The sequence below is a fragment of the Paraglaciecola hydrolytica genome (genome assembly GCF_001565895.1).
Lineage (GTDB): Bacteria > Pseudomonadota > Gammaproteobacteria > Enterobacterales > Alteromonadaceae > Paraglaciecola > Paraglaciecola hydrolytica.
In genome coordinates, this window is sequence record NZ_LSNE01000020.1 from 117028 (window position 1) to 133295 (window position 16268).

General features: G+C 37.8%; 15 protein-coding genes. 12 read left to right on the forward strand and 3 right to left on the reverse strand.

Annotated features, from left to right (window positions below):
* Positions 1-127: 127 nt before the first annotated feature.
* From AX660_RS22055 to AX660_RS22085, 7 genes are all read left to right on the forward strand, one after another.
* On the forward strand, positions 128-520 hold the full coding sequence (locus AX660_RS22055; protein WP_068382223.1) for a helix-turn-helix transcriptional regulator: 393 nt from the start codon (positions 128-130) through the stop codon (positions 518-520).
* A gap of 15 nt (positions 521-535) precedes the next feature.
* Positions 536-817, forward strand: coding sequence for a hypothetical protein (locus AX660_RS22060; protein WP_068382225.1), 282 nt, complete (start codon positions 536-538; stop codon positions 815-817).
* A complete protein-coding gene (locus tag AX660_RS22065) occupies positions 814-2499 on the forward strand; it encodes a type IV secretion system DNA-binding domain-containing protein (protein WP_068382227.1) in 1686 nt (561 codons plus the stop codon). The genes AX660_RS22060 and AX660_RS22065 overlap by 4 nt, the downstream gene beginning before the upstream one ends.
* Entirely contained in the window at positions 2499-4994 is a 2496-nt protein-coding gene (gene mobF, locus AX660_RS22070) for a MobF family relaxase (protein WP_068382229.1), read from the forward strand. Before AX660_RS22065 ends, mobF begins: the two co-directional genes overlap by 1 nt.
* Positions 4995-5171: 177 nt before the next feature.
* The gene (locus AX660_RS22075) at positions 5172-5870 is read left to right on the forward strand and encodes a WbqC family protein (RefSeq protein ID WP_068382231.1); all 699 of its coding nucleotides are present in this window, start codon (positions 5172-5174) and stop codon (positions 5868-5870) included.
* Positions 5871-5882: 12 nt separating this feature from the next.
* Positions 5883-6707, forward strand: coding sequence for a hypothetical protein (locus AX660_RS23380; protein ID WP_068382233.1), 825 nt, complete (start codon positions 5883-5885; stop codon positions 6705-6707).
* Entirely contained in the window at positions 6697-7722 is a 1026-nt protein-coding gene (locus AX660_RS22085) for an NUDIX domain-containing protein (RefSeq protein WP_068382235.1), read from the forward strand. The genes AX660_RS23380 and AX660_RS22085 overlap by 11 nt, the downstream gene beginning before the upstream one ends.
* A 290-nt stretch (positions 7723-8012) precedes the next feature.
* Here AX660_RS22085 and AX660_RS22090 read toward each other — a convergent pair whose 3' ends face one another.
* Together AX660_RS22090 and AX660_RS22095 are read right to left on the reverse strand one after the other, a co-directional pair.
* A complete protein-coding gene (locus tag AX660_RS22090) occupies positions 8013-8312 on the reverse strand; it encodes a hypothetical protein (protein ID WP_068382237.1) in 300 nt (99 codons plus the stop codon).
* Positions 8313-8323: 11 nt separating this feature from the next.
* Positions 8324-9301, reverse strand: coding sequence for a tyrosine-type recombinase/integrase (locus AX660_RS22095; RefSeq protein WP_068382240.1), 978 nt, complete (start codon positions 9299-9301; stop codon positions 8324-8326).
* Positions 9302-9739: 438 nt separating this feature from the next.
* Between AX660_RS22095 and AX660_RS22100 the strand changes: the two genes are divergently transcribed.
* On the forward strand, positions 9740-10975 hold the full coding sequence (locus AX660_RS22100; protein WP_068382242.1) for a site-specific integrase: 1236 nt from the start codon (positions 9740-9742) through the stop codon (positions 10973-10975).
* A gap of 15 nt (positions 10976-10990) precedes the next feature.
* Here AX660_RS22100 and AX660_RS22105 read toward each other — a convergent pair whose 3' ends face one another.
* Entirely contained in the window at positions 10991-12103 is a 1113-nt protein-coding gene (locus tag AX660_RS22105) for a hypothetical protein (protein ID WP_068382244.1), read from the reverse strand.
* 586 nt (positions 12104-12689) lie between these two features.
* Between AX660_RS22105 and AX660_RS22110 the strand changes: the two genes are divergently transcribed.
* From AX660_RS22110 to AX660_RS22125, 4 genes are all read left to right on the forward strand, one after another.
* The gene (locus tag AX660_RS22110; RefSeq protein ID WP_068382246.1) at positions 12690-13631 is read left to right on the forward strand and encodes a hypothetical protein; all 942 of its coding nucleotides are present in this window, start codon (positions 12690-12692) and stop codon (positions 13629-13631) included.
* A gap of 119 nt (positions 13632-13750) precedes the next feature.
* Positions 13751-14011 carry a helix-turn-helix transcriptional regulator gene (locus AX660_RS22115; protein ID WP_068382248.1) on the forward strand — a complete coding sequence of 87 codons (261 nt, stop codon included), beginning with the start codon at positions 13751-13753 and terminating at the stop codon, positions 14009-14011.
* Positions 14008-14286: a hypothetical protein gene (locus AX660_RS22120; protein WP_068382250.1), complete on the forward strand. Its 279-nt coding sequence runs from the start codon at positions 14008-14010 to the stop codon at positions 14284-14286. Before AX660_RS22115 ends, AX660_RS22120 begins: the two co-directional genes overlap by 4 nt.
* Complete coding sequence (locus AX660_RS22125) at positions 14279-16102, forward strand: replication endonuclease (protein WP_235594815.1); 1824 nt, start codon at positions 14279-14281, stop codon at positions 16100-16102. Before AX660_RS22120 ends, AX660_RS22125 begins: the two co-directional genes overlap by 8 nt.
* The last annotated feature ends 166 nt before the right edge of the window (positions 16103-16268 follow it).

Genomic DNA, 16268 nt, shown 5'->3' on the forward strand with positions numbered 1-16268 from the left:
CATGCTTTTGCAGAGTTAGCACCTTTACCGTGCAATATAGTCACTTTGCAGAATTAACATAACGAGTCTGCAAATATTGGTGTTCTCTTTTTACGCCAGAATAGCCTCATAAATTCACGAGGCTTAAATGAAAACACTTCAACTTTTAGACAGATACGACTTAGCTGCATTACTCAAAACAACACCCGAAACAATCTCTAATCAAATTTACCTTGGTAAAGAAGGCGACACAGTGCCCGTTAGCATAAAGCTTGGTTCCAAAAGACTGTGGCGAGCAACAACTGTTGAAGATTGGCTTCAACAGAAAGAACAAATTAATTGTGCACAAATAAAAGTTGCTCACAATGCCCTCGATTTGCACAAACTCTCCAAGAAATCATACAGACCCCAGAATCCTAAAGGTATTCGCTTAATTCAAAAGCAGCCAGCAAGTGCCCGTAAATCAAAAGGTTCTGAGAATACAGCGATGAATACAGCAAACGAGCTTGAGCAAACTCAAAGCCAGATAGATAACGGTTAATACGGGGTATACATCATGACAACACAAGTTATAACCACTCGATTCCCATATAAAGATGCCGAAGATCTAAAACATTATGCAGAGTTAAAGCAGGTTCCACTTGCTGAATTAGTAAGACTTTGCTGTAAATCTTATGTCGAGTTAGAGCAACAGAAACTACAACTAGAGCAACTGAAAAACGAAATTACTCAAGCTACATTCACGATGTTGACGACCGTTACGGATATGTCGAATGAAGAACGTCAAAATGCAGCCCGATTAATAAACAGCGAATTAGATGGGGTGATGGTTGAATGAACAATTATACTCCACCATCTACCCCCCAGCGCAGCCGGGGACTAATTACCACTTTCTTTGTAATAAGCTTCCTAATCTTAAGCTGTAGCAGTTTTTATCTGTTTTGGTTTAAAGAGTTTGGCCAACTTGATAGACACGCTGAGTTTATTTTTTCAGCAATCAAAGAGCTTATTTTCTATCATAGTTCAGTAACGATTGAACAATATTGGATTGCTTTATCAGAAGGGCAGATCAGAGCAAAGCTTCTTAGTTATGCAACATTAGTCATCGTTTTATCAGCTTTTTTAAGTTTCATAGCGATTCGGCTGCTTTTTTTTAGACATGCGGGAAGAACTCAAGATATAAAAGTAAAGGGTGGAAAACTTAGACTACGTACTCCGGATAAAACCATCCAAAAGGGGGCTTCCCATTTATTTATCCACCCGGAGTTGCCTTTGGATTCACACCAATACACGGGGAACTTATTTACTTTCGGTGCGCATGGTAGCGGAAAATCTACACTAATTAAGTTTTTGGTGTCTCAACTGATTGGTCAACGCGGGAAGTCCGTAATTCTTTTTGATGAAAAAAGAGAGTACACCCAAATATTTTATAAGCCGGATTCCGTCCATTTGATAGCTCCGTGGGATGCAAGAACGTGCATTTGGGATATTGGCAGTGATTTGAAATCTATTCCTCAGTTTCGTCAATTTGTGTCACAGCTAATCCCAATAGACGAAAGCAAACCTACGTGGGGGCAAGGCGCTCAAGATATAATGATTGCCCTAATGCTGTGTTGCCAGAAAGAAAGTTCTCTATCATGGAAAGCATTGAGTCACTGGCTCAGTATGCCAGTAGATGATTGGCTCGATAGCTTCGAAAAGTACTACCCTCCCGCACTAAAATTTATTACTGGCGCAGATGAAACCGTAAGTAGCTACATTTCAAATCTATCATCGAATATTGCATGGATTCATGACTTAGCGTTACTTGAAAATTCGTCGAACAAGAAAATTTCGTTTAATGAATGGATAAAAGGCGACAGGTCTAAATTCAATACAGTAATAATTCAGTCCCACCCATTCCATACCGAAATGATGGCCAAATTAGCTAGTGCTATATTGCACTGTGTTTCCTTGGAAGTCTTGTCTTCAGAAGATAACGAAAGTGAGGAGTTATGGTTGATATTGGACGAGTTAGGCAATCTACCAAAATTAGAATCACTTCAAAAATGGTTATCTACGGGACGCTCCAAAGGTGCTAGAACCATTGCCGGAACGCAAAACATTTCTCAAACGAAAGAAGTCTACGGCGAAAACATTTCAGAAACCTTATTAAGCCTCTTTAAAAACCACGTGGTCTTCCAATGTGGTGCAATTGGAAAAACTCCAGAGCTAGCTTCTGATAGCTTAGGGCAAGTTGTTTTTGAGCGTCCTAGCAAATCATCCTCGTCAAATGGTGACAGCACCTTCACATGGCACAAGTTCACAGAAAATCTTGTTCCAAAAGTAGACATTATCAATTTAAAAAATACTAAATTTGGTGTTGTTGGCTTTGCCAAAGTATCCGGTGATTCCGATGTTTATAAACTTGAATGGGGATACAACCAATACGCACAGATTGCTCCTAGTACAGTAATTAGTGATGGAAGTGAACATGAGCAAACCAAGTCAAACAGACTGAAAGTTAAAAGGACTGGCTAATGGTAAGTCTTTCCGCAATCAACAATATTGAGTATTACAAAAATATTGATGATGAAAATTACTATCTATCAGATGCATTGTTAGGAGTATGTCACGGAAAACTAAAGGATCACTTTAAACTTGCTAACGGAATCGATCACACAAGTTTTGAAAATATTCTAACTGCAAAACATCCTAAAACAGGGAGCAAGCTCTTTGATGCTAACCAAAATATCAAGAGAGCTGGATGGGATTTGACGTTTTCAGCGCCAAAATCAGTGTCACTTCAATGGGCTAGCTCTAATGAAATGGAACGTAAGCAAATAGAGAATGCCCAAACAGAAGCTGTTAAGAGCACGATAGATTATATCGAGCGTTACATAGCGGGGGTTAAGCGGGGGAAAAACGGCGAGAAAAAAGAGAGTTCAAAAGCTATCTTAGCTGTAATTGTGAACCATTTTGTTTCTCGTGAGTTAGAGCCTCAGATTCATAGTCATACCGTGATCCCAAACGTTACTTTAGCTGAAGACGGAAAACTGATGGCTATAGACAGTCGAAAGTTTTATACAAATCAAAAAGTTATAGGAGCTATTTATCGATCCCAACTTGCTAAAAACTTGTTAGATCTGGGGATTGAACTTGAAAAAGACGGTGAGTCATTCCGATTACAAAACATACCGAGAGAATTGGAGTCTCAGTTTTCTACTAGAACTCAACAGATAAAAAGAGAACTGAAGAACAGAGGCGTTAAGACTAGCGCTTCAAATCAAGGCGACCTAATTAAATTAGCAACTAGAAAAATTAAAAAATCGGTGTCTTTGAGTGAGCTATTACCAATCTGGCAAGAGAAAATCACCAACGCCCAAATACATATCAACAGCGCTGTTGAGCCAGTTATAGATTGGCAAAAAAGACCGTCTCCACTTAAACGGCTTATTGAAAACTTTTCGAGCTTCACTAGACAGCAATTGGAATATGAAATTTTAGTTGATGAAGTTTTTTCAAAAAAAAACATCATTGATCTAAAGAGAACCATTAACACCAAGTTTGCATCAAATGAAATAGTTAAGTTGGCACAGCGCGAATATCAAAGCCAATACACAAGTCGTAAAGTACTACAAGCTGAGTCCCAGTTAATTCAACATATTGAGAGTATTAACTCGGAGGCTAATCATGCTTTTGATAAAGACGAACTATCAGAAGCTTTGCTGAAATTTGAAGGCGAAACAGGATTCAAAGTTACGGTTGAGCAACACGCTGCCTTGAAATCAGCATGTTTAAAAAATGACTTTTCCATAGTTCAAGGGTCTGCTGGCGCTGGAAAATCTACAGTGATGCGTGTAGTGCAACTCTTGTCGGAAGCAAGTGGGAAAACAGTGATTGGTGCGACAATATTGAAAAAAGCAGCGCAAAACTTATCAGAAGAAACAGGAATTCAATCGTTCACAATTGCCAAAATACAACACTTGCTAGACAAGAATAAAGCTTGGCTAGATAACGTGGATATATTAGTTATTGATGAAGCTGGTCAAGTTCCATCTATGACACTTCTGGATCTAGCTGTAGCTGCGAGAAAAAGTAAAACAAAGTTGATTCTGACTGGTGAGGATAAGCAGTTAGATGCAATCAGCCATGGTGGAGCATTAGCCTTCCTTTCCGAAAAGTTTGGTTGTTCTAGAATTGAAACAATTCAACGACAAAGCAACATGGAAGAAAGGCAAGTAGTTTTGCAGCTTAGGGAGGGCGAGGCTAAAAAAGCCTTTGGATATTTGAATAAGCAAAATAGATTGGATTTTCGCGAAAACGCTGAGAAAGCAAAGGAAGCATTAGTTGCAGATGCAATGTCATATAGTGACAACAATAAAGACAAAGACTTCATCATTCTCGCGGCAAAATGGACTCAAGTTAACAATTTGTCCTCACTCGTCAGAAAACACTTTAAATCCAAGGGATTAATTAAGGGTGATGAATACACATGCTCTTGTGCCATTTCAGACAAAGTGTTTGAACTTTCATTCTCGGAAGGTGATTTAGTTAGGTTTTCAAAAAATGATTACCAACTAGGCGTAGTTAACGGCTCTAAAGGAACCATAAATAAAATAATTAAAAAAGAAAGTGGCGAATTGGTTTTTAATATCACTCTTAGTTGCGGTAGAGAATTGACTTTTAATACCCGTAAATATTCGGATGAACACGGAAACGTTAACTTGGGATACGCCTATGCATCGACTGTATACAGTAGCCAAGGTCTGACGATAAATGGGGATAGCTTTGTGCTTTGGGATGCATCAATGCACCGGGCAATGACCTATGTTGCAGGCTCCCGTCATAAAGAACATAGTCATTGGTATTTTAATAAGGCTCAACTTGAGGAACATAGAATAGAAGTAAACCAACCGTATATTAATATTGTTTGCAAACTGGCGACAGAAAATAAGCAAAGAAGTCTGGCTTCAAAATTATTATCTGCTGACTTAAACGTTGCAATGGATAACTCCTCTCTAGTTTTAAACTAAGCTTTGTGAGAAATTGTATTAAACGATTCGTTTTTATAAGTTGATGCACAAATTGCAGTTAAGGTAATACACTTCCTCGGCTAAATCTGTGGTGTTCTGGTAATTCGTAAAGGCACACAATTTATAAAGTTTAATCGGAGAAGCTTTAGAGAAAGAAGAACAATGTCTAGGAACTTAGTGGTAACAGCGCACCAACCCCATTTTCTGCCATGGATGGGCTATTTTAATAAATTGGTGAACTCTGATATTTTTCTTGTTCAGGATAATGTGCAATTTAGGAAGTTGTATTTTCAAAATAGAACATTCATTAAAAACATGCACGGAGACAAGTATAGGCTAACAATACCTGTTTCATTTAGTCATAGTGATTCTATAAAAGATGTTCGAATTGCTAACTCAAAATGGCGTCTTAGTATCTTAAGGACAATAGAATATTCATATTGCAAAGCACCATTCTTTGATGATTTATGGGACGATATAGAATCGGTAATATCAGGTAAATCAGTATACCTTGTAGATATTACAATTCCGCTACTACAGATCCTAATCGAAACTTTAGGATTGAATAATCTGAAACTATGCTACACAAGTGACTTTGGCGTTCAAGGAAGCTCTACCCAGAAGCTTATCCTGATTGCAGAAAAATTAGGTGTAAATAGATTTATTTTTGGAGAGGGAGGAAGTTTAGCGCACCACAACTTAGACCTAATGAAAAAGGCTGGAATATCCGTAGTACAACAGAGTTTTGTTGACAAACATCCTGTTTATCCACAGATTCATGGTAATTTCGTGTCAGAACTATCTGTTATTGATAGTTTGTTTAATGTAGGTTTTGATAATACAAAAGCGATGCTGTTGAAAGCATGGAAGATATAAAGGAGAGCGACATTGACAGCCATAAGAGAAAACGTCGTTAATTTTGCGTCAAAGGTAACGGAGTGGTTAATATATGGTTGCGTTGCCATTTTATTAGTAGAGGAGTTTATTAGGTCGGTTTTCAACTACAGTTTCCTAACAACGGAAAATAGCGATGCAAGAATTTCCATAGGCATATTTGCCCTTACTACTTTTATAGCCATCATGAAAGTAGAAGTTTCAAATATGAGAATTCTTGTTTCTAGAAGCACTACTAAATTACTTGGAGTACTCGAAGTATTGCACTCTCATGAAAACATTGATTTTTGCGAGATGCTCGAAACAGCTAGTGAAATAAAAGTACTTAGTTTATCTGGAACAAAAGCTGCATCCTTAGGAGATGGGAGAGTTCAGGAACTTCTATCTGATCCTTCAAGAAAATCCAAAATTACCATCTTACTTGCAAATCCATATTCTGAAGCCATAAAAACACGCTATATGAAAGATGAACCCGATTCATTTGAAACTGGTATAGAAGGAATTAATCGCCGTCTTATCGCCCTCAAAAGAATAATTTCTGAGCTACCAATTGTAGCCAGAAAAAAAATAGATGTTCGTGTATTTAATAACTATCCAGTTGTATCAATTGTGCAAGCGGACAACGATTTATATTCAACTACCTACGGTTACAAGTTAAGAGGGGGAGACTGTCCTAAAGTCCACTCATTAAAAAATGGTGAGCACGGTGTTTTCCTGCTTCGGCACTTTAAAAAAGTTTACGATGAAGCCATTCCTCTATTTGATTGGTATGAGAAATTTGGAGAGGATCAATTACTGGATAGTAAAAATGAAGAATAATGAAACGCTAATAATTTTTGATCTTTTCGGTGTTGTTTTCAACAAAGGCCTTGAGTCGTCCATTGATCGTTTGGTAGCAGTCTTAAACAGGCCAGAAGACGAAATCGAGAAAGCCTACAGGCATTGGGAACAACTATTCGATAGAGGAGAAATTGATGAAGATATTTTCTGGTCAAAAATAAATATCCAGCTCGGATCAAATATAAACCCTTCAGTATTATCAAATATCGTGATTTCGGCATACAGGCCTAGAATGCAAACAATCCAGTTAGCGAGGTTTTTAAAGCGACACCACAAAGTCGTAGTTTATTCAAATTACAGAAAAGAATGGTTTAATCAACTGGATGATATTTATGATATCGAAGTAAATTTTGATGATGTAATCATCTCATCAGATACTGGACTATTAAAGCCAGATGCTAATGTTTTTTATTACCTTGAGCGAGAGTTTAAAGTCCCAATTGAGAACATGGTATTGATTGATGATGATATATCTAACATTAGTGGAATCAAAAATTTAGGTGGAAATGGTGTTTTATTTAGGAATGTATATGAAGCTGAGGTAATTACCCGTTCAATCCTAAAAGAAAAAATGCCGAGTTATGATTATTCATATTCGGGAATACTGATTAGAACAAAACAAGGAGCATTGATATTTCAGCGAAGGGATAAAAAGCCTAGCATTCAAAACTCAGGCAAATTATCTGTATTTGGTGGTCGAGGAAAAAAGAAAGAAAATCCTGTGGAATGTGCTTTACGAGAACTATGGGAGGAGACTGGTATTATAAAAACTCCTGAAGAAATGACTTTGTTAAGAAACTATGGTGCACCAGATGAAAATGACTGTTGGGTAAATTGCTCGTATTTTCTTGTCGAGGCTGAAGTGAACGATATTGACATCAGAGAAGGTCATGGTGTTGAAGTGTGGTACCCAAACCAAGCATTAGATCAAAAAGATCTTACTGATGTACCTCGAGTACTTATTGAATCAATTATTGAGAAAAAGCAGTTCTAAAATAATAAAGGTTAATGGGATTAACTATGAGCAGTAACTCCCAATCATTATGTGTAGTGACTCTTTCACCAATATTCAGAGACAGCCGCTAAAACAGCGGCCTTGAACATTTATTTATCATTTCATGCTCTATAACAAGTGTCTTTCTGCACTCTCAATAAGTTCTTTTAATTCACTTTGTTTGATAGATTTTCCGCCAACTAGTTCATTAACCATCGCTATACAAACTTTCCAGTAAACACTAAACAAGACATGTTCGACCCTTTCAATTGGGTCAGGTACATTTAAGTCTAAAACTGCTGTAATTTTTTATTTTCCGCTGCAATACAAGCTTGTAAAGGAAGACTTATCTTTGGATTTTTACGCTTTCCATACCACTGACGGATCGCGTGCTCTCCGACAATTAAAAAAGCTACATAGTCAGCGTAATCTCCTATGTTTAATAAATCTCCAACAAGTCTATCTTGTGGTAACTTGAGATTATTTGGATATGAACAAACATATTCCATTTCAACACCGACATTCCATGCCATAACCAAATGACTAATTTCGTACACAGAGAATATTTCATAATCGTTGTAAGTTTTCATCGAAGCTTCCTCTAACCTAACTTGCCGACTAAATCTTCTGCTCGCAAATGGGTATATTTCTTAAGCATTGCTAAGTCTTTATGCCCAGTAATTGCTGAAACCTCCATTATCCCTAGCCCCTTCTCGAAGAGCCTGCTGGTAGCTTCGTGGCGTAAGTCATGAAATCTTAAATCCAACAAATTCGCTCGTTTAGTAATACGTCTGAACGCTTGACCTATAGAGTCGCCTCTTATAGGAAAAATAAATTCGTCTACCTGTGTTTGTGACTGCAAAATAGCATTTGCTTTAGAGGAAAGTGGAATTACTCTATCTTCTCCATTTTTAGTATCTTCGATAGTTACAATACGAGATACAGAGTTGTAATTTGACCATTTGAGTTTGGTGATCTCTCCTCGTCTCATACCAGTTTCGATAGCAAGGTCAATTATTGGAGCTATCTCGCCACCATACTTAAGAGCCTCATTTATCAGCGTTGAATATTCACCTTGCTCAAGTCGTCTATCTCTTGATTTTCCTTTTTTAGGGAGTGCAATTGAGCTAACTGGATTTCCTTTGGGTAGAAAAATCTGCCATTCATTAATTGCATAGTCGAAAAAACGTCTCTTCAACAACAGATCTTTTCTAACCGTATCCCCCTTAACAACTTTAAGTCTGCTTTCTTTGTATTCCTTGATCACCTCTGTGGTCATATCGATCATTCGATGCTCTGGAAAAGTTTTAATGAGCCGATTTAGGGCATATATCGTTACATCAGAGGATTTTTGAGGTTGAACCACCTCTTCCCAATATTTGTGGATTAGGTCTGAAAATAAATGGGACTCGGCAGCACATGTAGACTGGAAAGATCCCATATCTATTTTATTCTCAACATCTCTTGCCCACTTTAAAGCCAATGCTTTAGTTAAGAATGTTTTTGATAGTGACTTTTGCCCTTTTCTTCTTACCTTTACTTGCCATTTACCATTTGGTCTTTTAGTAATTGTTGCCATGATTAGTAATCTCCTTTGATTGAATTCATGGCATATTTTCCATAAATAACAGGAGACTGTGTTTTTGAGAAAAGGCGGCTTACTTCGCAAACTAAATGCGAATTTGAAGTCGAAAGTTGTATTACTTGCTTTGTCTTGTTCAAAATGAGTGTCCCCAAATTGTCCCAAGAGTTAAGCTGATTTTTGAAGAGGTAGGCTATAGCCCATAAAGAATGGCGCACCCGGCGAGATTCGAACTCACGACCTCTGCCTCCGGAGTGCAATTTTATGGTGTTTTTTGGTGAACAACCATGAACACTAAAATATTTAAAAATACCATTAATCCCTTTATTTATATGACCTGTGTGCTTTCATGGTTTTTCTGTGTTGTTTCTTCTTGTTCATTGTTGCACAATCAATCTGCTACATATTTGCTACACAGAAATTTTTAGAGGCCAAATGCCAGTTAAAGCAAAGATATCAAACTCGACAGTAAAAACCTTAAAGCCAAGTGATAAACGACTCAATGATACTGATATTTCAGGCTTCCATGCGCGGATTACCGACAATGGAAAAATTAAGTATTACTTGTTTTACCGCCTCAATGGAAAACAGGTTAATTATCTACTTGGTGCGGATGGTCAGATTACTCCAGCACAAGCCCGTGACTTAGCTAAAGACAAGATAGCCGAAGTCACTAAGGGTATTGATGTTCAAGCCGTCAAAAAAGACGCTAAGGAGCAAGTTAAGCTTTCAAAGTTATCTACGCTCTTGGCGTTTGTTGATCAAAAGTATGCGCCTTGGTTAACGACCAGAAATCCCAAAACGGCAAAACAAGCAATTCATAATCTTAAAGTCGCTTTTCCTAATTTCCTCAATCTGCAATTGTCGGCCATTACCGCTTGGGAAGTTGAAAAATGGCGCAGTGATAAAAAGGCAGCGGATTTAAAACCGGCCTCCATCAATCGACGTTTAAATACTTTGAAAGGTTGTTTAAGTCGTGCGGTTGAATGGGAAATTATCGACGGCCATGATTTAAATAAAGTTAAGGCGCTAAAAGTAGACAATTCCAAAGTGAGATATTTGGATAAAGGCGAAGAACTAAGATTACGTGAAGCGTTGCGCGCAAGGGACGCAAAGATTAAAGAACAGCGGAACAGCGCTAATAAATTTCGTGAAGAGCGAAACTATGAGCAATTACATGATTTATCAATAAACACCTTTGCTGACTATTTAGAGCCAATTGTATTGTTGGCAATGAATACAGGTATGCGACGAGGGGAGATCTTGAGCCTCGAATGGCAAAATGTGGATCTGACTAACCGCAACCTTACTATCATTTCTGATAATGCTAAATCAGGTAAAACACGACATATTCCTTTAAATACCGAAGCATTTCAGACCTTGAACAATTGGAAATTAGATTCCGGCTCGTTAGGCGCTCTATTTAAAGGGCAAAACGGAAAGCCATTGTTAGAAATCCGCAAGAGTTGGGAAACAGTTTTGGATATGGCAAAAATTGAAAATTTTCGTTTTCATGACTTACGCCATCATTTTGCAAGTCGCTTGGTTATGGCATCTGTAGATCTAAATACGGTGAGAGAGTTATTAGGCCATAGTGACTTAACTATGACCCTTAGATACGCTCACTTAGCCCCTGAACATAAGGCTGCAGCGGTTAATTTGATTGGTTAGAATTCCCGTTTAGTATTATTTAAAACTCATGCCTCTTAGCTGCAAAATCAATTGATTATGTTGACCAATCATTAAGTTATTCATTTCAAATGCATTACGTTCATAGCTCATTAACTTGTCATTTTGCAGTGTTATCACTTCGTTGTGCATTTGCTTTTGAGAACTATGTATATTTCTTAATTCAGCGCCTAATGTGCTGGTCATATTGGATAATTGGTTTTTCATTCCAGATATTGCAGATGAAAGATTGGTGAATCCTGCAATTAATAATTGGTTTGTTCGGCGCGCTTCGTAGATAAGTGCAAAGTTAAAATCTGCTTGAGCTATTTCAATAGTTTTATTTAGCTCAGTGATAAATTCATCAATTTTCGAGAGAGCGATGATATCGTCATCTGTATATATAAATTGGGGAGCAGCGCCCTTATATTCTAAACAAGCTTTTTGAAATGTTATGGCGTTATCTTTTATTCCACTCAGGGTGTCGTAATATGAACCTATAAACGAATAAATTTCTTCAATTTTGTCCCAGAAAGGTGAGAATAATGAACGGTTGTATAACTCTTTTACTTCGCAAAGGTATATAGATGCATCAGTTAATGTTATGGGTAATTTTTCACCCATATTGATTGCCTCTTGGTTAAGTCTGGGGAGCAATGAAGCTAAAGAAACTTGGTGCTGTGCTTCTTTTTCTTTTGCTTTTTGTTTATCCAATGCCTTATCTGCTGCACGAAGATCTGAATAATATTTTTCTTTATCGATATTTTCTATTTCTTTTTCCAATTTTCGTTTTATAGAACGTGTATTTATGTCGTAGCTTTTTTGAGCTTCCTTAACAGGCTCCATCTGTCTTTTACTAAATAATATTGCGATGCCAAATATACCAATTATGCCTCCTCCAGCGATCCTTAGAAGCCAAATTGCTATTTCACCCCCCCCCCTTGCAGGTTCATAAAAAGGAAAGATAATAACTCCCAATGCGAATATGGCGATACTTCCCCAAATATTAGAAGCATACTGCTTTTTTTCTTTAGAGATTGCGTTGTTCAATCTCTCTGTAATTATCTTTAACTCTGAATCATACTCCGCCTGCCTAATGGCTTTTTGTACTTTCACTTCATCTTCTGTCATAACAACATCCTTGATTAATATATTGATTTATCTAATCGCTTTTTGAGCATAAGAACATGTGCTCGTAGATAAAAAGTGTAATAAAACTAGAATTTAAAGGGGTTTTTCATCTGTGTCTAGAATTTGAGGTGACATAGGTTATATTTGCCGCTTTATTAAATTTGAGAGTCATTAAACTTAGCTGAGTGAGCACATATGAGTCTTAATAGTTATTCTGAAATAGACTTTATCAACAAATTAACTATAAATATTTCTGTTAAACCTATTTATCCTTAAATTCCTCTGTAGAGCTTATGTTTACAGATTATTTTGATTTGTGCTGTCCTTTTTGCATATTTGATTGGCAATATCCTCTGTGGAGCTGATTTTTAGCGCTCATTTTGCTTAATACTAACTTTAAGCGTTCTTTTTTAAATATTCTCTGCAGAGCTTGTCTTTACAGCTCATTGAGCGAAATTAACCAGTAAAGTTGAGAACTGATTTTCGCTTATTATTTGGGTTACTTTATTCCAAAATTTGATTAGGATTGGCAAACAGATTTGTTCATTTAGTAAAAAGTAAAATATGGTTTAGCTAAAGGAAAGGAATGATTAAGAAAGACTACTATCGTTATGATGAACTAAGTCCTCGATTTAATATTTTAGACGCTGATTTAGTGTATTGGCATGAAAAGAGGCTTCTGTCTTTTGTAATCCCTCAGCTAATTCAAGATTATATTATTGGTGGTTGGATAAAAGGTGGGGGGTTTCGTGGTTATGGCGTTGTTGAATATAAAGGTTTGATAAGCATACCAAGCAGCACGGAAAAACTCATACTTGAAAAAGGTAAATCGCATATAGGGGATTGCTGGCTGTTAGAATTAGACAAAATTAAGTATCTGGATGATTCATATAGATTTAGCGTTCCTTTGCCAAACAGTTTGATTCATTCATGGCAGTCTAGGTCTTTAGTCGATATCGATTGGGATATAATTCCTGCTAAGCGTTTTCCGACGGTTCAAAAAGAAAGTTCAATTCAACCGTTTATTAAAGCGATGGAAAGCATAAAGAATAAGGAATTCAAACCAATGTCACATTTCGAAGCTGATCTTAAGGATATATTATCACCACCGTATTTGGAGATTAAAAAACAAGAGCTGTGTATTACGCATGAAAATCTAATCAAATTGGGTATTATTGAGTCAGACAAAAAGCCTGAAGGTTTGCAGGAGATTTCCAAAAATACGCCCCTTTTAAATGCAGAACCTCAAGAGTCAGATAAGCGTTCTAGCCAGTTAAGCGCACTAATTGAGCGTATGTTATTAGCGAAGCCAAATTTGAAAACTATTGAAGTTTGGCGGCTACTTAGAGCCGAAACTGAGTTAGACATTATGGAAAGGACATATGACAACGAAGGTATTTTGATGGATATGACTGCTAATGACTTACTCTGGGTTAGTAGGTATGGCAATCAATCTAACGTTCTGAAGTCTACCTTTGATTCAAAAGTGTCCAGAATACGCAAAAAATTAGGTATTAATAAAAAGTAATTTGCGATTAAGCACGTTTATTTGCACTTAAGAATGCAATATTTGCGTTAAAGCTTATCCGCAAATTTTCGTCCATTAAATTCAACCTCGAAGTTAATCCACCAACAACGAGGTTAAAAATGGATACTCACAATAACGCTGTGAAGCGCGATGAATTAGCAAAGCGTGTTTTATCAGAAATAGAAACATCAGAGTACATCGGTATGAGCCGTTCTTTTTTGCGTCAGGCGAGAATGGATGGTAATCGTGATAACCGCACTTCTGCGCCGCCTTTTATCAAAATTGGACGCTCTGTCCGTTACTTGAAAGAAGATCTTGATCAATGGCTTGATAGCTTTTTCAAACAAAGTCACCTTTGCCAAGAGCGAGGTGTTTTATGAACATCAAGCTTACAAGCCAGCAAAAACTCAATTTAATGTATTTGGCCAATAACCGTTTTATCGAAATTTGTACTTCAGTTGGTCGCTCATTGGGTTGTGCCGTGTTCCCCGATGGTAATAATGCAAAATCTATTATGGCTGCTTTTAATACCTTTCTTGCGTGGGGATATTTTGACGAGGAAGAAAAGCACTATCATGGTTTACGCTATTCGCGTTTTACCGTTAATGAAAAGGGTAAACAAGCATTATTGAATGCGGAGGTGGTTAGTGAATAAATTCATTGATAACACCTTAGAGCGAGAGCTTATCTCGCGTGATAGCGAATTTACGGATTTTTTCGAATCGCTACACTTCGAGGATAGGCGATTCGTGCGAGAGTGTATCTCGCATTACCCGCGCAAAATACAGCGCATAATTATTGGTTTGTATCGCAAAGAATCGACTCCCTTTCTCGCTAATACCGCGCTTAGGCAGTTAATCGAAAAACTTAATGCGATAACCCCGCCAATTTTGTTAAGCAATTTTGATGCTGGTGAGAATGAACTTCGAGAACTTGCCGATGAAATGGCTAATCGATGTCGAGCATTTCAAGTTAGAGCAACCCGACTTTATGCGGTTACTCGCGTTAATGACGTTAACGCATCAAAGCGAGTTAACACGCATCAAAGTGAAAAAAACACCTGTTTAAAATCCGTTAACGGTTTAAAGCGTAATGATTCGCTTGAAGACGTGTATTTATGGTGTCGTAATTTCGTTAATGAAAAAGGGCTTATTGCGCCTGAAATAAACACTAAGCAAACTATCGAAGGCTGCGTAAAGCGAATGCAAGATAGGGGCTGGTGGTTACGTAAGTTGCGAAGACTAATTGTTAAAAGCCGTGAAAAAGTGATGCTTGAACTTAATCAAGTGAATCGTCTTAAAGGCATCTATTGCAGTGACTTAACCGCAGTTAATCGTAAACGCCAAAAAGAGCAGCAATTGCAAATGCTCGATTCTTTAACAATGACTAACGAGTTAGGCGAACAGTTTTCATTACGTGATTTGCATGATGTCAATGTATCTAACCCAACTATCAGGCGTAATGAGTTAATGACTCGTATGAGTGGTTTCGAGGAAATTTCTAAAGAGTCAGGTCATATAGGTATTTTTGTGACTTTGACTTGCCCGTCTAAATATCATCGTGCTTATTCTAAATCAGGTCAACGTAACCCAAAGTGGCAAGGACTAACCCCTTATGATGGGCAGCAGTACTTGTGTTCAACGTGGGCAAAAATGCGTGCTGAGCTTGGTAGACAAGATATTCGTATGTATGGGCTGCGTGTAGCTGAACCACAGCACGATGGCACTCCACATTGGCACATGATGTTGTTTATCGAAAAAGCCCAAGCAGAGAGCTTTAAGGCCATTATTGAGCGCTATTCATTTGAAGAAGATGGTAACGAGCAAGGTGCACGAGAAAATCGCGTTAAGTTTGTGGATATAGATCCTAGCAAAGGTTCGGCTACCGGCTATGTGGCTAAGTATGTTTGTAAAAATATTGACGGGGCAGATCTCGAAAAAGGCGTATACGGGGAAGATCCTATTATGGCCGCGCAACGTGTTGAAGCGTGGGCAAGTTGTTGGGGCATTCGACAGTTTCAGCAAATTGGCGGTGTTTCGGTAACAGTGTGGCGAGAGCTTCGACGGTTTCGGGGCTCCGTATACGGAGCAAAATCCGAAGATGATGCACGAAGCCCCGTATACGAAAAACCTAATTCAGAATCGCTTCGAAGCCCCGTAAACGAAGACAGTACCTTTACGGAGCTTCGTAGTGCCGCAGATTCCGGAAATTGGGCTTCGTATACGAAACTCATGGGCGGTGTGTTCTGTATACGAAAGTCTCAGGCTATGCGCCCGTATTACGAGTTGGTCGTTAACAAAGTCTCAGGCTTGATTAAAACCAGTTGGTTTGATGGCTTAATCACAACAAAGCTAAAGGGTATTAAGTACAAGGGTAGTCAAATCATTACCCGTATACACACGTGGCAAGTCAGTGTGGTTAAGAATGGAAAAGCCGGAACGGATTTTTTGCCTTCACTTGGAGTTCTGTAAATAACTGTACCCAAATATCAGCTGAGTTGATTTTTACTTATTTTAAAAGCCAAAAACACGTCATGTTCTGATAGCTGAGTTCTGACACAAAATTGAAAATTTGTTAGATGATATCGTCTCTTTAGCTTTGGAGTTCTGCATTCTATTTGATATAGTATATTACGAT